At 71.3% G+C, this 19,897-nt stretch carries 17 protein-coding genes and 1 pseudogene; 10 read left to right on the top strand and 8 right to left on the bottom strand.

The genetic code is table 11. The annotated features are described in order from the left end of the window. Nucleotides 1–17 precede the first annotated feature (17 nt). The 4 genes from tatC to AB0C46_RS35710 all read left to right on the top strand — a co-directional run bounded on the left by tatC (nucleotide 18) and on the right by AB0C46_RS35710 (nucleotide 5,629). Nucleotides 18–977 carry a twin-arginine translocase subunit TatC gene (gene tatC / locus AB0C46_RS35725; protein WP_362833123.1) on the top strand — a complete coding sequence of 320 codons (960 nt, stop codon included), beginning with the start codon at nucleotides 18–20 and terminating at the stop codon, nucleotides 975–977. Nucleotides 978–1,839: 862 nt separating this feature from the next. Further along, nucleotides 1,840–4,656, top strand: a complete 2,817-nt coding sequence (locus tag AB0C46_RS35720; protein WP_362833121.1) for a DEAD/DEAH box helicase — start codon at nucleotides 1,840–1,842, stop codon at nucleotides 4,654–4,656. Between the two features lie 174 nt (nucleotides 4,657–4,830). Next, the gene (locus tag AB0C46_RS35715; protein ID WP_362833120.1) at nucleotides 4,831–5,187 is read left to right on the top strand and encodes an L-rhamnose mutarotase; all 357 of its coding nucleotides are present in this window, start codon (nucleotides 4,831–4,833) and stop codon (nucleotides 5,185–5,187) included. 76 nt (nucleotides 5,188–5,263) lie between these two features. Next, complete coding sequence (locus tag AB0C46_RS35710) at nucleotides 5,264–5,629, top strand: VOC family protein (protein ID WP_362833118.1); 366 nt, start codon at nucleotides 5,264–5,266, stop codon at nucleotides 5,627–5,629. A gap of 83 nt (nucleotides 5,630–5,712) precedes the next feature. Here the strand turns inward: AB0C46_RS35710 and AB0C46_RS35705 are convergent, their stop codons facing one another. From AB0C46_RS35705 to AB0C46_RS35690, 4 genes and pseudogenes are all read right to left on the bottom strand, one after another. Then, nucleotides 5,713–6,441 (bottom strand): SRPBCC domain-containing protein, encoded by a 729-nt coding sequence (locus tag AB0C46_RS35705; protein WP_362833117.1) that lies wholly within the window; start codon nucleotides 6,439–6,441, stop codon nucleotides 5,713–5,715. Between the two features lie 67 nt (nucleotides 6,442–6,508). Then, nucleotides 6,509–6,853 (bottom strand): annotated as a pseudogene (locus tag AB0C46_RS35700) (ArsR family transcriptional regulator); the annotation flags it as partial. Beyond that, on the bottom strand, nucleotides 6,850–7,332 hold the full coding sequence (locus AB0C46_RS35695) for an ABA4-like family protein (RefSeq protein WP_362833116.1): 483 nt from the start codon (nucleotides 7,330–7,332) through the stop codon (nucleotides 6,850–6,852). The gene AB0C46_RS35695 and the pseudogene AB0C46_RS35700, both read right to left, overlap by 4 nt. Next, nucleotides 7,329–8,294 (bottom strand): hypothetical protein, encoded by a 966-nt coding sequence (locus AB0C46_RS35690; protein WP_362833175.1) that lies wholly within the window; start codon nucleotides 8,292–8,294, stop codon nucleotides 7,329–7,331. The genes AB0C46_RS35695 and AB0C46_RS35690 overlap by 4 nt, the downstream gene beginning before the upstream one ends. 187 nt (nucleotides 8,295–8,481) lie before the next feature. Between AB0C46_RS35690 and AB0C46_RS35685 the strand changes: the two genes are divergently transcribed. After that, a complete protein-coding gene (locus tag AB0C46_RS35685; RefSeq protein ID WP_362833174.1) occupies nucleotides 8,482–9,135 on the top strand; it encodes a MerR family transcriptional regulator in 654 nt (217 codons plus the stop codon). A 128-nt stretch (nucleotides 9,136–9,263) separates the two neighbouring features. Here the strand turns inward: AB0C46_RS35685 and AB0C46_RS35680 are convergent, their stop codons facing one another. Both AB0C46_RS35680 and AB0C46_RS35675 read right to left on the bottom strand, forming a co-directional pair. After that, nucleotides 9,264–10,121: a siderophore-interacting protein gene (locus AB0C46_RS35680; protein ID WP_362833114.1), complete on the bottom strand. Its 858-nt coding sequence runs from the start codon at nucleotides 10,119–10,121 to the stop codon at nucleotides 9,264–9,266. A 49-nt stretch (nucleotides 10,122–10,170) separates the two neighbouring features. After that, the gene (locus AB0C46_RS35675) at nucleotides 10,171–11,085 is read right to left on the bottom strand and encodes a 5'-3' exonuclease (protein ID WP_362833173.1); all 915 of its coding nucleotides are present in this window, start codon (nucleotides 11,083–11,085) and stop codon (nucleotides 10,171–10,173) included. 227 nt (nucleotides 11,086–11,312) lie between these two features. Here AB0C46_RS35675 and AB0C46_RS35670 point away from each other — a divergent pair, with 227 nt between their 5' ends. From AB0C46_RS35670 to AB0C46_RS35655, 4 genes are all read left to right on the top strand, one after another. Further along, nucleotides 11,313–12,572, top strand: coding sequence for a glycine betaine/L-proline ABC transporter ATP-binding protein (locus tag AB0C46_RS35670; protein ID WP_362833113.1), 1,260 nt, complete (start codon nucleotides 11,313–11,315; stop codon nucleotides 12,570–12,572). Beyond that, nucleotides 12,565–15,171, top strand: a complete 2,607-nt coding sequence (locus AB0C46_RS35665) for an ABC transporter permease/substrate binding protein (protein WP_362833112.1) — start codon at nucleotides 12,565–12,567, stop codon at nucleotides 15,169–15,171. Before AB0C46_RS35670 ends, AB0C46_RS35665 begins: the two co-directional genes overlap by 8 nt. Before the next feature lie 268 nt (nucleotides 15,172–15,439). Continuing rightward, nucleotides 15,440–15,880 carry a hypothetical protein gene (locus tag AB0C46_RS35660; protein ID WP_362833110.1) on the top strand — a complete coding sequence of 147 codons (441 nt, stop codon included), beginning with the start codon at nucleotides 15,440–15,442 and terminating at the stop codon, nucleotides 15,878–15,880. 64 nt (nucleotides 15,881–15,944) lie between these two features. After that, nucleotides 15,945–16,688, top strand: coding sequence for a helical backbone metal receptor (locus AB0C46_RS35655; protein ID WP_362833108.1), 744 nt, complete (start codon nucleotides 15,945–15,947; stop codon nucleotides 16,686–16,688). An 8-nt stretch (nucleotides 16,689–16,696) separates the two neighbouring features. Here AB0C46_RS35655 and AB0C46_RS35650 read toward each other — a convergent pair whose 3' ends face one another. Further along, nucleotides 16,697–17,842 carry a TDT family transporter gene (locus AB0C46_RS35650; RefSeq protein ID WP_362833107.1) on the bottom strand — a complete coding sequence of 382 codons (1,146 nt, stop codon included), beginning with the start codon at nucleotides 17,840–17,842 and terminating at the stop codon, nucleotides 16,697–16,699. Nucleotides 17,843–17,928: 86 nt separating this feature from the next. Here AB0C46_RS35650 and AB0C46_RS35645 point away from each other — a divergent pair, with 86 nt between their 5' ends. Beyond that, nucleotides 17,929–18,858: a LysR family transcriptional regulator gene (locus AB0C46_RS35645; protein ID WP_362833105.1), complete on the top strand. Its 930-nt coding sequence runs from the start codon at nucleotides 17,929–17,931 to the stop codon at nucleotides 18,856–18,858. Between the two features lie 228 nt (nucleotides 18,859–19,086). Here AB0C46_RS35645 and AB0C46_RS35640 read toward each other — a convergent pair whose 3' ends face one another. After that, entirely contained in the window at nucleotides 19,087–19,785 is a 699-nt protein-coding gene (locus tag AB0C46_RS35640) for a gamma-glutamyl-gamma-aminobutyrate hydrolase family protein (protein ID WP_362833103.1), read from the bottom strand. Between the last annotated feature and the right edge of the window lie 112 nt (nucleotides 19,786–19,897).

Here is a 19,897-nt window from a genome sequence, read left to right as displayed (position 1 = left end):
CGAGACGAGGATGTGGGTTGCCGAAGTCTGCCCGCAAGCATGAGAAGGACCCCGAGGGGCGGATGCCGCTCGCGGCGCACCTGCGTGAGCTGCGCAACCGGCTGCTGAAGTCGGTGCTGGTGATCATTGTGGTCACCGTCGTCGCGCTGTGGCAGTACGACGCGATCGCCCACTTCGTCACGGGCCCGGTCATCGATTCGGTCGGCTGCCCCAAGGGCTCGACCGGCCCGCGCTCCCATCCCTGTGCCCAGGTCGTCGCGAACGGTCTGCTCGCACCGTTCACGATCATGCTCAAGCTGTCCCTCACCGCCGGCGTCGTCCTCGCCAGCCCGGTGTGGCTCTACCAGCTCTGGGCCTTCCTCGCCCCGGGCCTGCACCGCCACGAGAAGAAGTACGCGCTGAGCTTCGTCGGCGCCGGTGTCCCGCTCTTCCTCGGTGGTGCCTACCTCGCCTACGCGGTCCTGCCGACCACCGCGAGCGCGTTGGTCGGACTGACCCCCGGCGACTGGGGCAACCTTTTCCCGGCCGACGAGTTCATCGACGTCGTCACGCGCATGGTCCTGGTCTTCGGTCTCGCCTTCGAGCTGCCGCTGCTTCTGGTGCTGCTCAACTTCGGAGGGGTGCTCACCGGCCGCCGGATCATGAGCTGGTGGCGGTTCATGGTGCTCGGCATCACGGTCTTCGCGGCGCTCGCGACGCCGACCGGTGATCCGCTGGTCATGGGGCTGCTGGCCGCTCCGATCGTGGTGCTGTACTTCGGCGCCGTCGGCATCTGCCTCTTCAACGACCGCCGCCGCAAGCTCGGCAACCCGGATGCGGAGCTGAGTGACGACGAGGCCTCGGAGCTCGATCTGACGCCCACCGAAGTCGGTGAGATCGAGCCGGTCGCCTCCGGCCGGATGCTTCCGGAGCAGGCGAGTGGCCAGGCGGGCGAGAGTGGTGCGGGACGTCGTGGTGGGTACGACGACTTCACGTGACGGTTTGTGACCTGGCGTAGTTGAGGTCGGGGCCGCTCTGTGGGGCTGCTCTGTGGGGGCGAGGGGTTGTCGTCGTTCGGCTGCGGCTGCGGCTGCGGCTGTGTTGTGGCTGGGCGCGCAGTTCCCCGCGCCCCTTCGTGGCGCGGCCGATCCGCTGTCTGACTTCCGGGTCGGTGGGGGTTGGGGTGTTGCGGGGTTGGTGGTTGCCGCGGGGGCTGGAGGGGACGCACCGGTACCCGTCCTCGGCGCGGGCGACGCGGCTACGTGGGATTGGTTGCCCCGGCGTTCGCTCCAGTCCTGCGGGCGGGCACCGGTACATCCCCTCCAACCGTCCGGCGTTGCCGACTGCGGCCCGGTGACACCGTCCGTCACCGCCACACCTCGCCCGCCGCCCAAGGTGCGGGTGGCCTGGCCAGGTCCCTGCCAAGAGGTGCCGCGCATGGTCGTGACGGTGATTGGTACGGCGGGAGGGCCGCCCACGTACGGAGGTCGGAGGGGATGTCCGGTGAGCCGCCCGCAGGACCCGGAGCGAACAACGGGGCTCCCAACCTCTGGGACCAGGGCCGCCCGCGCCGAGGACGGGTTACCGGGCGTCCCCTCCGACCCGCCACCCACCGCCCGTAGGCGCACCGGTGCCAGCCCACGGCAAACCCGCACCGGCCCCAGCCCACGGCAAACCCGCACTGGCCCCAGCCCACGGCAACCCGTACCGGCCCGAAGCCCACGGCAACCCGCACCGGCGCCAGCCCACGGCAACCCGTACCGGCCCGAAGCCCACGGCAACCCGCAAGAGCCCGGGCCGTAACGGGGCGGCATAAAGATCGGGTCGTTGTCAGAGGTGGCCGGTAGGCTCGTAAGCACGATGACCGAGGACATGTCCCCTGCTGAGCGCTATGCCGCCGCCAAGCTCCGGGCGGCCGAGCAGGCCACCGCACTCGCCCCTTTCCGCGAAATGTACGACTTCGGTCTGGATCCGTTCCAGGTCGAGGCGTGTCGGGCCCTGGAGGCCGGCCAGGGCGTGCTGGTCGCGGCCCCTACTGGATCCGGCAAGACGATCGTCGGCGAATTCGCCGTCCACCTGGCCCTGGAGCAGGGCCGAAAATGCTTCTACACCACGCCCATCAAGGCGCTGTCCAACCAGAAGTTCCAGGATCTGGTCAAGCGTTACGGCGCCGAGAAGGTCGGTCTGCTGACCGGCGACAACAGCGTCAACTCCGAGGCTCCGGTGGTCGTGATGACCACCGAGGTGCTGCGGAACATGCTCTATGCCGGCTCGCAGTCGCTGGTCGGCCTCGGCTATGTGGTCATGGACGAGGTGCACTACCTCTCCGACCGCTTCCGTGGTGCCGTGTGGGAAGAGGTGATCATCCATCTTCCCGAGTCGGTGACGCTGGTGTCACTGTCGGCGACGGTCTCCAACGCCGAGGAGTTCGGCGACTGGCTGGACACGGTTCGGGGCGACACCGCCGTGATCGTCTCCGAGCACCGGCCGGTGCCACTGTGGCAGCACGTCCTCGCGGGGCGCCGGATATACGACCTGTTCGAGGAGCGGGACGGGCAGAGCGGCGGCCGCCGTGAGGTCAACCCCGATCTGGAGCGGCTGGCGCGGATGGAGAACAGCCGGCCGACGTTCGGCCGGGACAAGCGCCGGGGCCGCAACATGCGCGAGGCGGACCGGGAGCGTGAGCGGCGGCAGCGCGCCCGTATCTGGACGCCGAGCAGGCCCGAGGTCATCGACCGCCTCGACAACGAAGGCCTGCTGCCCGCGATCACCTTCATCTTCAGCCGGGCCGGCTGCGAGGCGGCCGTCCAGCAGTGCCTGGTGTCCGGCCTGCGGCTCAACGACCAGGAGGGCCGCGAACAGGTCCGCCGCATAGTGGAGGCGCGGACGGCCGGCATCCCGGACGACGACCTTCATGTCCTGGGCTACTTCGAGTGGTTGGAGGGCCTGGAGCGGGGCATCGCCGCGCACCATGCCGGCATGCTGCCGACCTTCAAGGAGGTCGTCGAGGAGCTGTTCGTGAAGGGCCTGGTCAAGGCCGTCTTCGCCACCGAGACACTGGCGCTGGGCATCAACATGCCCGCACGTTCCGTGGTGTTGGAAAAGCTGGTGAAGTGGAACGGTGAGCAGCACGCCGACATCACCCCCGGCGAGTACACCCAGCTGACCGGCCGGGCCGGGCGCCGCGGTATCGACATCGAGGGCCACGCGGTGGTGCTGTGGCAGCGGGGGATGGACCCGGGCGCGCTGGCCGGGCTCGCCGGGACGCGTACCTATCCGCTGCGGTCGTCCTTCAAGCCGTCGTACAACATGGCGGTCAACCTCGTCTCGCAGTTCGGCAGGCACCGTTCGCGGGAGCTGCTGGAGATGTCCTTCGCGCAGTTCCAGGCCGACAAGTCGGTGGTCGGGATCTCGCGGCAGGTGCAGAAGAACGAGGAGGGACTTGAGGGTTACCGCGGCTCGATGACCTGCCACCTGGGTGACTTCGAGGAATACTCGCGGCTGCGGCGGGAGTTGAAGGACCGTGAGACGGAGCTGGCCAAGCAGGGCGCGGCACAGCGCCGGGTGGCGGCCGCGGCGGCGCTGGAGAAGCTGAAGCCGGGCGATGTGATTCATGTGCCGACGGGCAAGTACGCGGGTCTGGCGCTGGTCCTGGACCCCGGTATGCCGTCGGGGCGGACGAACGGCCACCGCGGCTACGATGCGCAGGACGGTCCGCGGCCGCTGGTGCTGACCGCCGAGCGGCAGGTCAAGCGGCTGGCCTCGATCGACTTCCCGGTGCCGGTCAAGGCGCTGGACCGGATGCGGATTCCCAAGTCGTTCAATGCCCGCAGCCCGCAGTCGCGCCGCGATCTGGCCTCCGCGCTGCGGACGAAGGCCGGTCATATGGTGCCGTCGCGGCATCGTAAGCCCCGCTCGGAGGCGGCCGACGACCGTGAGATCGCCCGGCTGCGTACGGAGATCCGGGCGCATCCCTGCCATGGCTGCGCCGAGCGTGAGGACCATGCCCGCTGGGCGGAGCGCTATCACCGACTGCTGCGCGACACCCGCCAGTTGGAGCGCCGGATCGAGGGACGGACGAACACCATCGCCCGTACCTTCGACCGGATCTGTGCCCTGCTGACCGGGCTGGACTACCTCGAAGGCGACACCGTCACCGACGAGGGCCGCCGGCTCGCCCGGCTCTACGGCGAGCTGGATCTGCTGGCGAGCGAGTGTCTGCGGGAGGGCGTCTGGGAGGGGCTGGGCCCCGCGGAGCTGGCGGCCTGTGCCTCGGCGCTGGTGTACGAGTCGCGGCAGGCGGACGACGCGGTGGCGCCCAAGCTGCCGGCCGGCAAGGCCAGGGACGCACTGGGGGAGATGGTCCGTATCTGGGGCCGGCTGGACGCCCTGGAGGAGGACCACCGGATCAACCAGGCGGAGGGCGTCGGCCAGCGTGAGCCGGACCTCGGCTTCGCCTGGGCCGCCTACCGCTGGGCCTCCGGCTTCGGTCTCGACGAGGTGCTCCGGGAGGCCGAGATGCCCGCCGGTGACTTCGTCCGCTGGTGCAAGCAGCTGATCGATGTCCTCGGCCAGATCGCGGCGGCGGCCCCGCCCGGCGGCACGGTGGCACGTACCGCCCGTAAGGCCGTGGACGGTGTGCTGCGCGGCGTGGTGGCGTACTCGTCGGTGGGCTGAGCAGGACGGGCCGGGCCTGGCCCTCGGGCCTGTCCGGCCCGTCGGACAGGCCCGACACGCGCCCCAACAGGCGGATGGATGTGCCGTCAACCCATTCCTGGTGCGGTGCGAGGAGTTCACGGCGGTTCGGACGACCGGGTGTACCCGGCGGGGCGGTGGGTGCAGGATGCCGTCATGAGTGCGACAAGCGACGAGGCGGCCGCCCCGGTGCGGCGCTTGGGGAAGCTCATCAAGCTGCGCCCGGAACACCGCGAGGAGTATCTGCGGCTGCATGCAGAGGTCTGGCCGGAGGTGCGGGCCACGCTCACCGCCTGCGGTCTCCGCAACTACTCGATCTTCCTGGAGGGCGAGCTGCTGTTCTCGTACGCCGAGTACGCCGGCGACGATTACGCCGCCGACATGGCCAGGATGGCCGCCGACCCGGTGACCCGGCGGTGGTGGCAGCTCACCGACCCCTGCCAGGAGCAGACCGAGGGCGCCGTACCGGGGGAGTGGTGGACGCCGATGCGGGAGGTCTTCCACCAGGACTGAGGCCACCGGCCTGCGCTGACCGGCTGCTGGCGGAAAACCGCGCGACGATTTCCCGCTCCGGTGGAACGCTGGCGGCATGATTGATCACATGGCGATCCAGGTGGCGAACGTCGCGGCAAGCGCGGATTTCTACGACCGTGCCCTGGCCCCGCTCGGGGCCCGACGGACCAAGGAATTCGGCGAGTTCATCAGTTTCGGCACCACCGGGCACACCCTCTGGCTGGTCCCCGCGGCCGACGACGGTCCCGCCCGTGAGGTGCACCTCGCCTTCGCCGCGCCCGATCGTGCGGCGGTGGACGCCTTCCATGCCGCCGCCGTCGCGGCCGGCGCCGAGTCCCTGCACACACCACGCCTGTGGCCCCAGTACCACGAGTCGTACTACGGGGCTTTCGTCCGTGACCCCGACGGCAACAACATCGAAGCGGTCTGCCATACGCCGTAGCTGTGGTGTCCCGCAGCGGCACAGGCGGGCGGCGGGCGGTGCGTGCGGCGAACGGGGCGCGGGACGCGCCGTTCGCCGGCTCCTCAGCCGGCGCTGTCCGTCGCGTAGACGCCGTCCAGCCAGCTCTGCCAGACCTCCCCGGCCTTCTCGCCGGTGCCGTCGAAGAGATGGAGGGAGAGGCCGACCGGTGCGTGGAAGGCGTTGCGTCCGAAGAAGCGGTACAGCCCGCCGTCGGTCCGCAGGCCGAGGAAGTGCTCGGTGCGGTAGTCGACGACCGCGTCCAGCGGGTCCACGCCCGGCAGTTCGACACGCAGCCGGTCGCCCACGGCCATCGTGCCGGTGATGCCCAGCGCGCGCAGCAGCACCGCGAATCCGTCGGGAGTGAGGGACGCCGCCGGGCCCCGGACGTCGGCGAAGGCCGCCGGGCGGCCGGCGAAGTACTGGAGGTACTGCCCGAGGGTGTGCAGATAAAAGTCGGTGTGCAGGGAGGCGCCGTCGTACTGGCTGTCCCAGTCGTCGTCGCTCATGACGCCGCTGTGGACGTAGCGCAGTACGGCCGTGCCGCCGTCGCGGGCCTCGATGACGTACTCCAGCGCGTTGAACCAGCCGTCCTCGCCGTCCTGGCGGACCTCGAAGCGATGCGGCGGTTCCCAGGCCTTGACCGCGGAGTCGTCCGGGCCGCTGCCCTCGACGGCGGACACCTGCTCCTTGGGGAACAGCCATCCGCCGGTGCCGGTGGTGACGGCCGCGAAGACCTCTTCGGGGATGGCCGGCAGCACGACCTCGCGGCGGATCTCGAACTCTCTGGGCATGACTACTCCTCGGTCGGTGCGGTGGTCCGGTGCGCCGGGTCCGCCACGGGTCGTCGGTGCGGCGGGTGATGCTGGGGTGCAGGGCGACGATCAGCCGGTGCGGTCGCCCGCCCGCCGCCTGTTCGTCGTGGTACTTGGCGACGAGGTGGTTCACGGTGGTGCCGAGCTCCTCGGCGAACGCGGCCCGGTCGGCGGCCGAGGCGAACCGGATCTCGCCGTCGATGGCGAAGGTCGCCAGCCGCTGCCTGGCCCTGGCCGCGCGGGTGATGAGCTCGCCGACCTCGCGCACCAGCCGGGCCGCGAGGGCCAGCAGCCACCGGGCGGAGAGCTGGTCCGGCGCCCGGCCGGGGTCGGGGGCGACCGCGGGCAGCGCGGCGGGCGAGATGACATAGGACGCGGCCGTCGCCCTCAAGGAGTGGAAAGTCGTCGGTCCTCAGTGGTGTGCGGCGGTGTGGTGTCGGACGTGCGGGCGCGGCGGCGGAAGCCCGCGCGGATGGCGAGGAAGAGGAGTACGCCGATGGGGGAGAGCAGCACGGTGAGCACCAGCAGTGGACCCATCACCAGGGGATGGATTCCCAGCTCCCGGGCTTCGCGGTACATCCACTGCCCCAGGAAGAGATCCCAGGCGATCACCTGTGCCCAGATCGCGCCCGCACCGCCGCCGAGCCGCAGCAGTTCCTGGAACCCCGCCAGGCCGGGATGGCTGACAGCGGCCCACAGCTGCGGGAACACCGGGACGGCCAGGGCGAGATAGACCGCGATGACCGGCACCATCGGCAGTGGTGAGGCGGCGATCCGGTCGGTCCAGCGCCATCCCGGGGCCAGGATCAGCAGCGCCCAGAACGGCGCCGCGAGGGCGAAGGCCAGATCGAAGAGGGTGCGGGTGGTCATGCCGGCAACTCCTGTGCGGGGTCGGGGGAAGGGGCGGATGCGCCGGTGGTGGCCGCGGACGGGGCCGGGGTGCCGTGGCCGGTCCGGTCGCCGTCCGCGGGAGCGGGGCGTCGCAGCGCGGCGCAGGTGCCGGCCGCCGTGGCCACCGTGATGGCCGCGAGCACGCCGAGGGTCGCCCCGTCCGGGTGGATCAGGGCCTGACCGCGCAGGGCCTGCCAGGTCACCAGCGCCAGCAGTGCGGCGGTGCCGCCGGCCGCGACCAGCACCAGGCGGAGTCGTACCCGCTCGTCCCGCAGCCGGGTGAAGCGGCCGGCCAGCGCCTCGATCCCGTAGAGGAAGAGCGGCAGTGCCTGGAGGGCGTGCATGCCGACGAAGTGCGGGATGCGCAGATCGCCGCCGGTGGTGTTCCAGCCGGTCAGCGGCATGGCCGGGCCGCCGTCGGGAACGCCGACGCTGTGCGCGCCGAGGGCGGTGCGCAGCGCGCCCGCGGCTTCCTGCTCCGGTGTGGACATCGTCATCAGGCCACCGAGCAGCAGCCCGGCCAGGGCGAGCAGCAGTCCGAGCCGGATCGCCCAGGTCGCGGCCCGGTCACCCGGACGGGCGCGGAAGAGCAGGACCGCGATGACGAGGGTGGCGACCCACAGGACGGCGATGGTGACGCCCATGGTCGCGAACAGCCCCTGGTCCAGCGGGGTTTCGACATTGAAGTGGCTGCGCCGGCCGCGGATGGTCTGCCCGGTGATGACTGCCATCTCGACGACTCCGGCCACCACGACGGTGTGCGCGGCCCACCGTCCGGTCCGGGTCGGGGTGGTGAGCCGGGACAGCATCCAGGCCAGCGTCAGCCCGTACGCGGCGAATGACACCGCGAACTTGAAGGGCTTGAACCAGATGGGCGCGCCGACCAGGACCCGGTCGTCGGCGATCAGGCCGATCGCCGCGACGACGGCGAGCGCGGCCATCGCCCAGGAGAAGGCGAGTAGCGAGCGGTATCTGGACATGCGGATCCCCCAGTGAATGGATAGTAGCGCTTGCTGCTATCTGATAGCTGGACTATCTATGATGGGAACCGGAATGGCAAGGCCGGGTGCGGGCGCCCGGGACATGAGGAACGCCGGGATGCGGTTCCGGCGAGGGGAAGGGCAGCAGATGCGCATCGGGGAGTTGAGTCGCGAGACAGGGGTTGCGATCCCGACGATCAAGTACTACGTCCGCGAAGGGCTGTTGCCCGCGGGCCGGCTGACCAGCCCCAACCAGGCCAGCTACGACGACGGCCATGTCCGCAGACTGCGGCTGATCCGGGGGCTGATCGACGTCGGGGGACTCTCGGTCTCGGTCGTGAGCGAGGTGCTGGCCGCTGTCGACTCACCGGAGGAGTCGGTGCACGAGGTCCTCGGCGCGGCGCAGCACGCGATCACCCCGCGGCCGGCTGCCACGCCGGACGGTATGGAGCAGGCGCGGCGGACGGTCGCGGAGCTGATCCGCCGCCGCGGCTGGCGGGTCGGGCTGGACCACCCGGCCTTCGAGAAGGTGGCCGTCGCGCTGGCCACCTTCCGGGGTATCGGGCACGGCGAGTTCGAGGAGGAGGTCCTGGACGACTACGCCGAGGCCTGTGAGCGGGTGGCCGCCGCCGATCTGGCGTGGGCGGGCCGCAACGCCGAGGTCGACGGGCTGGTGGAGAGTGTCGTGGTGGGGACCGTCCTGGGGGATGCGGTCCTCACGGCGATGCGCCGGCTCGCGCATGTGGAGGCGTCGGCCCGTAGTTTCGAGGATGCCGCGGCGGAGAGGGCGGGCGGCCGGTAGGGCGCCATGCGCCCGGTACGTGCCGGGCGGGCCCGGAGCCGGCCGCGGCCGGCACCGGGCCTCGTGGAACGGATGGCCCTCCGGCTACGAGGAGTTCGCCGGGGAAGGGCCCGTGTCGGGCTGCCGGGTCAGGAGGCCGTCGCGGTCGCGGGCTCCTGCTCGGCCTCCACCTGCTGGTTCCAGTCGCGCTTGGAGGCCTGCCAGCCGTCCTCGTCGTGGCCGGTGCGCCAGTAGCCGGAGATGGACAGGTGCTCGCGGGGGATCTCGCGCTCGACGCGGAGCAGTCGCCGCAGTTCCTTCACAAAGCCGGCCTCGCCGTGCACGAACGCCTGGACCCGGCCGGACGGGAACTCCAACGCCCTGACGGCGGCGACGAGTTCACGGCCGACCGGGGCGGCGCCGCGGTACAGCCAGGTGATCTCGGCGCCGGCCGGAGTGTCCAGCTCCTGGCGCTCCTCCGCTCCCGCCACCTCGATGAAGGCGTGCACCGGCACCCCCGCGGGCATCCGGGCGAGGGAGGCCGCGATGGCCGGCAGGGCACTCTCGTCGCCCGCCAGCAGATGCCAGTCGGCAGCGGCCTCCGGGGTGTAGGCGCCGCCGGGGCCGAGCAGGAAGATCTCCTCGCCCGGCTGTGCCGCGGCCGCCCAGGGCCCGGCCAGGCCCTCGTCGCCGTGCACCACGAAGTCCACGGTCAGCTCGCGGGTCGCGGCGTCCCAGGCGCGGACGGTGTAGGTACGGGTACTGGGCCACTGGTTGCGGGGGAAGTCGGCGCGGATCTGGGCGATGTCGAACGGCTCCGGGTACGGCACGCCGGGCTGCGGGAAGACCAGCTTGACGTAGTGGTCCGAGTACTCGCCCGCCGCGAACTCCGCCAGCCCTTCACCGCCCAGCACCACACGGACCATGTGCGGGGTGAGCTGTTCGGTGCGCTGCACCCGCGCGCGGTGCACGGCGGGCTTCTTGCGGGACGGACGCTCTGCTACCACGGCAATCTCCCCTGACGTCAATGTAATTAGGTATACCTAACCTAACAGTTCACCGGTGGAGTGTGAGGAGCAGCCGCTGCAATGCGCCACCGAGGCCCCACTGCGCGGCCAGCGCTTCCAGGCGCTCGGGATCGGCCGGTTCGGCGGGGAGCGTGTGGTCGACGGCGGGCACCGGCACATCGGCGGCCACCATCACGACCTTCGGGGCGACCGCCAGGTACGGGCGCGCCTCCAGCAGTCGCTTGCGCTGTGCGGGGGTCACCTTCGAGGCGGGGTCGTCGGCGGCGGCCAGGATGCCCGCCAGGTCGCCGTAGGTGGCCAGCAGTTTGGCGGCGGTCTTCTCACCGATCCCTGGGACGCCGGGCAGGCCGTCGCTGGGGTCGCCGCGCAGCAGCGCCAGATCGGCGTAACCGGGGCCGTCTACGCCGTACTTCTCGCGCAGCACTGCCTCGTCGGTGATCTGGAGGGTCCCGACGCCCTTGAGCGGATACAGGATGCGGATGCCGCGCCGGTCGTCGACGAGCTGAAAGAGGTCGCGGTCGCCGGTGACGATGTCCACCGGGCCCTTGGCCTGCGCGGTCAGGGTGCCGATGACATCGTCGGCCTCGTAGCCGGCCGCCCCGATGCGGGCGATGCCCAGGGCGTCCAGGACGTCCTCGATGACCGGGACCTGCGGCGAGAGGGTGTCGGGGATCTCTTCCTCGTCGGGATCCGCGGAGCCGGCCGGGGCCTCCTCGGCGACCCGGTGCGCCTTGTAGGAGGGGATCAGATCGACCCGCCACTGGGGGCGCCAGTCGAAGTCCATACAGGCGACCAGGTCATCGGGGTGGTGGTCCTGGACGAGCCGGGCGATGAAGTCCAGCAGGCCGCGTACTGCGTTCACCGGGGTGCCGTCCGGGGCTTTGACTGATTCCGGTACCCCGAAATAGGCGCGGAAGTAGAGGGAGGCGGTATCGAGGAGCATCAGGCGTCGAGTCACATCCCGCATCTTGCCGTATGCCCCATACGTCACACAGATGTGAGCTGTCTCACCGTCGTGTTTGAGTCAGATAAAGAAGGGCAGGCGCGCAGCCGGAGTGGACCCGGTCGAGATTCAACTATTCGACCGGTAAAGGCGGGCCGAACCCGCGCCGCTCCACGACCTGGCTACGGGGGTGGCAGGTCGTTTCTCGCACAACAAGAGAGGCATATGTGTCCAGGCTGCAAGCCGAGCACCTGTACAAGGTGTTCGGCAGACGACCGGAGGACGCGGTCCGCAAGCTCGAAGCCGGCGCAAGCCGGGAAGATCTGCGGGCCGAAGGCACCACCGCCGCGGTGATCGACGCGTCGATCGAGGTGGACGAGGGCCAGATTTTCGTCGTCATGGGTCTGTCCGGATCCGGTAAGTCCACCCTGCTGCGTACGCTTAACGGGCTGCTGGAGCCGACCGCCGGAACCGTCCGGTTCGACGGCCAGGACCTCACCTCGCTCAGCGACAAGGAACTGCGCAAGGTCCGCTCCGAGAAGATCTCCATGGTCTTCCAGCACTTCGCGCTCTTCCCGCACCGCAGTGTGCTGGAGAACGCCGCCTACGGTCTGGAGGTGCAGGGCGTCCCGCGCGCCGAGCGCACCAGGCGCGCCACCGAGGCACTGGAACTCACCGGGCTCAAGGGCTGGGAGAAGTCCTGGCCCGACGAGCTGTCCGGCGGGATGCAGCAGCGCGTGGGCCTGGCCCGTGCGCTGGCCACCAACGCCGATCTGCTGCTGATGGACGAGTCCTTCAGCGCGCTCGACCCGCTGATCCGCCGCGATATGCAGGACCAGCTGCTGGAGCTGCAGAAGGCGCTGAAGAAGACCATCGTCTTCATCACCCACGACCTGAACGAGGCCATGCGGCTCGGCGACAAGATCGCCGTGATGCGGGACGGGCGGATCGTCCAGATCGGCAGTGCCGAGGACATCCTCGTCACGCCGGCCACCGACTATGTCGCCTCCTTCACCCAGGACGTGGACCGTACCCGGGTGCTGACCGCGGGCGCGATCATGGCCGAGGTCGGGACCGTGCTCGGCGCGACGACCCCGGAGGGCAGGAAGCTCACCACCGCGGCGGAGTTCCGGGCCGCGGCGCCCGCCACGGTCGGTGTGGACACCCCGCTGGTCGAGCTGTTCACCCCCTGCTCGACCAGCACCGTGCCGGTTGCCGTGACCGACGAGAACGGTGACCTGGTCGGTGCGGTGGCGGCCGAGCGGCTGCTCGCCGTCCTCGGTGAATCCGCGGCGCAGGACCCGGCCCCGGCCGTTCCCGTCGATGGCGAGGCCAAGATCAAGGTCAACGCCAAGGCCGCGGGCGACGGGATACCCGCGGACGAGACGCCCGCCGACGAGACCTCCGCGGATGACACCCCCGTGCACCCGTCCGGCGATGCGCCCACGGACCACGACCCCGAGGACAAGGTGAGCGCCGGTGCCTAGGATTCCGGTAGGCAGTTGGGCCGACAGCCTGGTCGAATGGCTGCGTGACCACGCCGAGTGGCTCTTCCACTTCGTCACGACCGTGCTGGGGGGCTTCTACGACGGCATCCTCACGGTCCTCTCCGGCCCCGAGCCGCTGCTCCTGACGGGCATCTTCGCGGTGATCGCCTGGTGGCTGCGCGGTCTGCCGGCCGCTGTGCTGACATTCCTCGGCTTCGCCTTGATCGATTCGATCGAGCAGTGGCACCAGACCATGCAGTCGCTCTCGCTGGTGCTCGTGGCCTGCATCATCACCATCGCGGTCGCCGTACCCCTCGGTGTCTGGGCGGCCCGCAACCGTGCCGTCAGCGGAGCGGTGCGTCCGGTCCTGGACCTGATGCAGACGATGCCCGCGATGGTCTACCTGATCCCGGGCATCCTCTTCTTCGGCCTCGGCGCCGTACCCGGCATCGTGTCGACCATCGTCTTCTCCATGCCGCCCGCGGTCCGCATGACCGAACTGGGTATCCGGCAGGTCGATGGTGAACTGGTCGAGGCCGCCGATGCGTTCGGCACCCATCCACGGCGCACGCTCTTCCGCGTACAGCTGCCGCTCGCCCTGCCGACGATCATGGCCGGTATCAACCAGGTCATCATGCTGGCGCTGTCCATGGTCGTCATCGCGGGCATGGTCGGCGGCGCCGGTCTCGGCGGTACCGTCTACCTCTCGCTCAGCTCGGTCGATGTGAAGCTGGGCGCGGAGGGCGGTCTCGCGGTCGTCATCCTCGCGGTGTACCTGGACCGGATGACCAGCGCGCTCAACCAGCGGGTCTCCCCGCTCGGCCGGCGTGCGCTGGCGAAGGCGCAGGCCGCGCTCGGCGGCCTGAAGTTCCTCCACTGGAAGCCCGCGACCTCGGTCGCGACGGTCGCGGTGGTGGTGCTCGCGCTGATCGCCGGAGGGATGAGCTTCGCCGGCAAGGAGAAGGGCGGCGCGGCGGGCACCGACGGCAACGGCCGGCCGGTCAGCCTCGGCTATGTCAACTGGGACGAGGGCAAGGCCACGACGTTCCTGTGGAAGGAAATCCTCGAACAGCGCGGGTACAAGCCCAAGGTCCAGGCCCTGGACGCCGGTCCGCTCTTCACCGGCCAGGCCCGTGGTGACATCGATGTGCAGACCAACGCCTGGCTGCCGACGACCCACGCGGAGTACTGGAAGAAGTACCAGGACAAGCTCGAGGACCTGGGCGCCTGGTACGACAAGACCTCCCTGGAGATCGCGGTCCCGTCCTACATGAAGGACGTCAAGACCCTGGACGATCTCAAGGGCAAGGGCGGCACGTTCGGCGGGAAGATCGTCGGCATCGAGCCCGGCGCGGGCGAGATGAAGATCCTCAAGGACAAGGTCCTCAAGGATTACGGCCTGGGCGGCGAGTACAAGGTCATGGAGTCGAGCACCTCGTCCATGCTCACCGAGCTGGACCGCTCGATCCACGACAAGAAGCCGATCGCCGTCACGCTGTGGTCGCCGCACTGGGCCTACGACAAGTACAAGCTGACCAAGCTCAAGGACCCCAAGGGCTCCTTCGGCTCCGGGGACAGCCTGCACATGCTGGGCCGCAAGGGCTTCTCGAAGGACGAGCCTCAGGTCGCCGGCTGGATGAAGAACTTCCACCTGGACGAGAAGCAGCTCACCAGCCTTGAGAGCGAGGTCAAGAACGCCGGTACGGGGCATGAGCAGGAGGGCGTGCGCGCCTGGCTCAAGCAGCACCCGGGCCTGGTCAACAAGCTGGCGCCGTCCGCCAAGGCCGACTACGCCAAGGGCAAGGACGCCGGCAAGACCCCGACCATGGGCTACCCCGCGTGGGACGAGGGCATCGCCACCACCTACCTCTGGAAGAACATCCTGGAGAAGCGGGGCTACCAGCCGAAGCTCCAGAACCTCGATGTCGGCCCGATGTGGACCGGCTTGTCGACGGGGCAGATCGATGTCGAAACCGATGCCTGGCTTCCGGTGGCGCAGAAGCAGTACTGGGACAAGTACAAGGACGATCTCGTCGATGTCGGGGCCTGGTACGACAAGACCTCGCTGGAGATCGCCGTACCGTCCTACGTCAAGGGCGTGAAGACCCTGGACGATCTGCGCAAGCACAAGGACACCTTCGGCGGCAAGATCATCGGAATCGAGCCGGGGACCGGCGAGATGAAGCGCCTCAAGAGCGTGGTGTCTCCCGCCTACGGTCTGGACGGCTTCGACGTCACCGAGGCCGGGACCAGCGCCATGCTCACCGAGCTGGAGCGGGCCTACGACAAGAAGGAGCCCATCGCGGTGGTCCTGTGGTCCCCGCACTGGGCGTACAGCAAGTACGACCTCACCAAGCTCAAGGACCCGCAGGGCACCTGGGGCGCCAACAACCAGATCAAGACGGTCGGCCACAAGAGCTTCCCGAAGAAGTTCCCGGAGTTCCACGGCTGGCTCAAGAACTGGAAGATGAACGCCAAGGAGCTCGGCAGCCTGGAGCAGGACATCCAGGACGCCGGCAAGGGCAACGAGAACAAGGGCGTCGAGAAGTGGATCGGTGACCATCCGGGCATCGTCGACAAGATGGCCCCGGTGAAGTAGGCGCGTACGGCGCCTGGTTCGCGCGCTCGCGCGGGCCGCGCCGTCGCGTGGACCACTCTGTGGTGCGGCGAGCCCCGTCCCCGGCAGGTGCCGGGCGGCGGGGCTCGTGGCATGTGGCCGCCGCGGCGCGGGACACCGGGGGACCACCCGACCGGCGGCGTTTGCTGCGCGGCGGGGCGGGACAGGTGATTCGCTCTGCTGTGTGCCTGTTTTCCCGTGTGTGCCTGTTTTTCCTGAGGGGCCGCCGTGGTCGCGGCCGGCGAAGGAGATGATCGTGAAGCCCGCACGCCCCGCCGCCGTCGCCCTGCTCACCGCCACCGCCCTGGGGCTCGCCGCGCCCACCGCCGCGGCCCGGGTCGAACCGGATCCGATGGTGGCCGGTCAACGGGTGAGTATCAGCGACGGCAGGCAGTGTGTCCCGGCCCGCGGTGCGCTGGTGTCATCGAGGCTGTTCGGCTCGGTGGTGCTGCGGCCGGGGGAGCGCGGGATGGCCGCCCAGGCCAGGGTCGCCGAGGGGGCTGCGCCGGGCCGCTACCCGGTCACCATCCACTGTGCGGCGGGCGGGGAGAGCTTCACCGAGACCGTCACGGTGCGCGATGGCCGGGTCGACGGGGTGAACGCCGCCCAGGCGGCCGGTGGTCTGGCGCTGCTGGCACTCGCCGCGGGGGCGGCGTTCTGGCTGCGGCGCACGGTCGGCGGCCGTTCCTGAGAGCCGGGTGGTGTGGTGACACCGGCCGGCTGCCCGCGCGGTGCCGGCCGCGTACCGTGAGCGGATGACCGGTCACCGTTCCCCCCGGCGCGTTGTGTCCCTGGTGCCCTCCCTCACCGAGGCGGTGGCGGCGTGCGCGCCCGAACTGCTGGCGGGGGTCACCGACTGGTGCAGCCACCCCGCCGGGCTCGACGTCCCCCGTATCGGCGGCACCAAGAACCCCGATGCCGGCAGGATCGCGGCGCTGGCGCCCGATCTGGTGATCGCCAACGAGGAGGAGAACCGTCCGCAGGATCTGGACGCGCTCCGGGCCGCCGGGCTGACCGTCCTGGTCACCGAGGTGCGGACGCTGGACCAGGCGTGGGGCGAACTGACGCGGGTGCTGGTGGCGGGCTGTGGACTGCCCAGGCCCGAGTGGCTGGATGCCGCCGAGGCCGCCTGGCGTGAGCTGCCGGTCCCGGCGGCGGAGCGGACGGCGGTGGTGCCGGTCTGGCGCCGGCCGTGGATGGTGCTGGGGCGGGACACCTTCGCCGGCGATGTCCTGGCCCGTCTGGGCGTACGGAATCTCTACGCGGACCACGCCGACCGCTACCCCCGAGTCCCGCTCGACGAGCTCAACGCCGGTGCCGCCGATCTCGTCGTCCTGCCCGACGAGCCCTATCGCTTCAGCGCCGAGGACGGTCCCGAGGCGTTTCCCGGTCTGCCCGCCGCGCTGGTCAGCGGCCGCCATCTGACCTGGTACGGGCCGTCGTTGGGGCAGGCCCCGGCCGTGCTGGCACAGGCGCTGGCCGGGGCCGGGGCCGGGTAGGGGGACGGTTACGGCGTGACCGGCGGGGGCGGGGTCAGCAGACGGCCGCGGGCCAGGCCGACGGCGGTGCGGGAGCCGGCCACCGCCACCGCCGTCACGAGGACGGCGAACAGGGCCACGGCGAGCCAGTCGAAGGCGCTCAGGCCGGTGTGCCGGGCCAGGCCCGCCGCGCCCGTCACGCAGGTCCCGAGGGGGAAGGTGAAGCCCCACCAGGTCATCGAGAAGCCCATGCCGCGGCGGACGGCGCGGACCACCATCGCGGTGGCGAGCGCCAGCCAGAGCAGCGCGAAGCCCATCACCGGGACGCCGTAGAGCACCGCGAAGGCGCCCATGGCGTGTGCGGTGGCGGAGTCCACGACGCCGGGTGCGGCGTCGGCGAGGTTGTTCACCGCGGTGGTGGACTGGCCCAGCGGGCCGAGGACGAGGAACAGCGTGGGGGTGAGCGCCAGGGGGAGCGGGCCGTGGTGGAGCAGCCGGGACAGCACGAGCGGCAGGACGAGCAGCGTGGCCAGCAGGGACATGCCGAACAGGGCGTAGCAGCCGAGCAGCAGGGCCTGCCGCCCCTGGCCGGCGGGCAGGTGCGGTACGAGCGCCGGACCGAGCGCCGCCGAGACCATGGGGGCGACCAGCGGCAGGAGCCAGACGGGGGACGCGCTGCCGGGCTCGATACGGTGCCGGGTCACCATCAGATACGGGATCACCGCGGCGCCCGCGAGACCGGCCAGGGTGCCCACGGTCCACAGCACGGCGTCGGCGGCCACCGCGGCCGGTGTGCCGATGACGTCCCGGCCCACCGCGAGCGTGCCGCCGCCGACCGCCAGCAGCGCCATGGCCAGGCAGCCGTAGAAGGGGGCGACGGCCGGGTCCAGCAGCTGGCGGCGCGCCTGGTCGCCGTGGCGGACCCAGTGCACGGTTCTGGCGGCCAGCAGCGTCAGCAGCATCAGCGCCGACAGCGCCCAGACCACCTGGTACGCGGTGCGCAGGCCGGGCGCGGTGAGCGGCAGCGCCGCACCGGCGTTGGCGACGATCGCCGTGCCCATGACGGCGGCGTACCAGTTCGGTCCGAGATGGCGGACCGAGGCCGAGGTGGGGGGAGCGCCGGTGGCGGTGGCGGTGGTGTCGGTGCGGGAAGGTGCTTGCGCAAGGGTTGCCATGGGACCAGCGTCGTGGCCCCGGAGGGCCGCCACCAGGGACCTTGCGTCTATGAGGGCATAAGCTGGGGTTATGTGCAGGGGGATTTATGGCTGAGGACGAGCCCGTCGCCGTATCGCTGTCGCACCGGGTCCCGGATCTCGGCGCGTTGGAGCTGTTGCTCGCCGTCGCCCGGCTCGGGAGTCTGGGGCGGGCCGCCCGTGCGCGGGGCATCACCCAGCCCGCCGCCAGCAGCCGGATCCGGTCGATGGAGCGGCAGTTGGGGGTCGCGCTGGTGGAGCGCTCGCCGCGCGGCTCCCGGCTGACGGATGCCGGTGCGCTGGTGACGGACTGGGCCCGGCGGGTGGTGGAGGCGGCCGAGGCGTTCGACGCGGGTGCGCAGGCGCTGCGGGGGCGGCGCGATTCCCGGTTGCGGGTCGCGGCCAGCATGACGATCGCCGAGTATCTGCTGCCGGGCTGGCTGATCGCCCTGCGCGCGCAGCGGCCCGACACCGCCGTGTCGCTGCTGGCGGGCAACTCCAGCGCGGTCGCCGAGCGGTTGCTGGTGGGTGCCGCGGATCTCGGTTTTGTGGAGGGGCTGGAGGTACCGGCGGGGCTGGACGGGACGGTCATCGGGCAGGACCGGCTGATCGTGGTCGCCGCCCCGTCCCACCCCTGGACCAGGCGCCGGGCGGAGCTGACCGCCGCCGAACTGGCCGCCACCCCGCTGATCCTGCGGGAGCGGGGCTCCGGGACCCGCCAGGTGCTGGACGCGGCGCTTGCCCGGCACGGCGGCCTGGCCGAGCCGCTCCTTGAACTCGCCTCGACCACCGCCGTGAAGGCGGCGGTGGTCAGCGAGGCGGCGCCGTCCGTCCTCAGCGAACTCGCCGTCGGTGAGGAGCTGACCGCACGCCGGCTGGTGGAGATTCCGGTGCGCGGGCTGCAGCTCGGCCGCGCGCTGCGCGCCGTGTGGCCCGCCGGCCAGCGGCCCGCGGGCCCGGCCCGCGAGCTGCTCGGGCTGACGCGCGGCGCGCCCTGAGACCCCCGGGGCGCAGCGGACCGAGCAGCCGGGCCGGACCGGTGCTTGTCACGCCTGCGTCTGACCGGACCGGTGCTCGTCACGTCCGCGTCTGACCGGACCGGTGCTCGTCACGCCCGTGTCTGACCGGATCGGCGCTTGTCACGCCCGCGGCTGGCCGGACCGGTGCTCGTCATGCCCGCGCCCGGCCGGACCGGTGCTTGTCACGCCCCGCCCGGCCGGAACCGGTCACTCCCCGGCGGACGCCTCGCGTGCCGCCGCCACCAGGGCGTCCATCACCCGGGTGTCGTCCCCGGCCTCCGGGTGCCACTGCACCGCCAGCACGAAGCCGTAGGCGCCCGGGAGTTCCAGCGCCTCGATGGTGCCGTCCTCCGCATGGGCCGAGGCCAGCAGCCCGCGGCCGATCCGGTCCGCGGCTTGGTGGTGGTACGTCGGCACGGTGACCGGTTCGGGGAGCGTACGGGCCAGCAGCGTCCCGGGGACCGGCTTGATCTCGTGCTGTTCGAAGACCCCGGGGGCTCCGGCATGTCCATCGAGGTGCTGGATGAGGGTGCCGCCCAGTGCCACGTTCAGCAGCTGGAGCCCGCGGCAGATGCCGAGCAGCGGGACGCCGCCCGCCAACGCGGCCTCGATCAGGGCCAGTTCCCAGGCGTCCCGGTCCAGGGCCGGCGGGCCGGTCCTGGGGTGCGGCTCCGCGCCGTAGCGCGCCGGCTGGACATCCGCGCCACCGGCGATCACCAGCCCGTCCAGGCGGGCGACGGTCGCGGCGGCGGTGGCCGGATCGTCCGGCGGCAGCAGCGCGGCCAGCCCGCCCGAGCGCTGCACGTGCCTGGGGTACCCGGTGGGCACCAGCGCGGCGGGCAGCGTCCACACCCCCCACCGTGCCTCTTCCTGGTACGTGCTGATGCCGATGAGGGGCTGGGACATGGGGTGTGGTCCTCCGTGCGTGGGTGGGTGGGGGTGCGGGTGCGGCCGTGGGGGGGGGGGGGGGGGCCCGCCCGCCCCCCCCCCCCGCGGGGTCCAGGATCGCGAGCGGCGC

The sequence above is a fragment of the Streptomyces sp. NPDC048637 genome (assembly GCF_040650675.1).
Classification (GTDB): Bacteria; Actinomycetota; Actinomycetes; order Streptomycetales; family Streptomycetaceae; genus Streptomyces.
The sequence above is the reverse complement of the archived record's forward strand: the minus strand, read 5'-3'. Positions and strand labels throughout refer to the sequence as shown.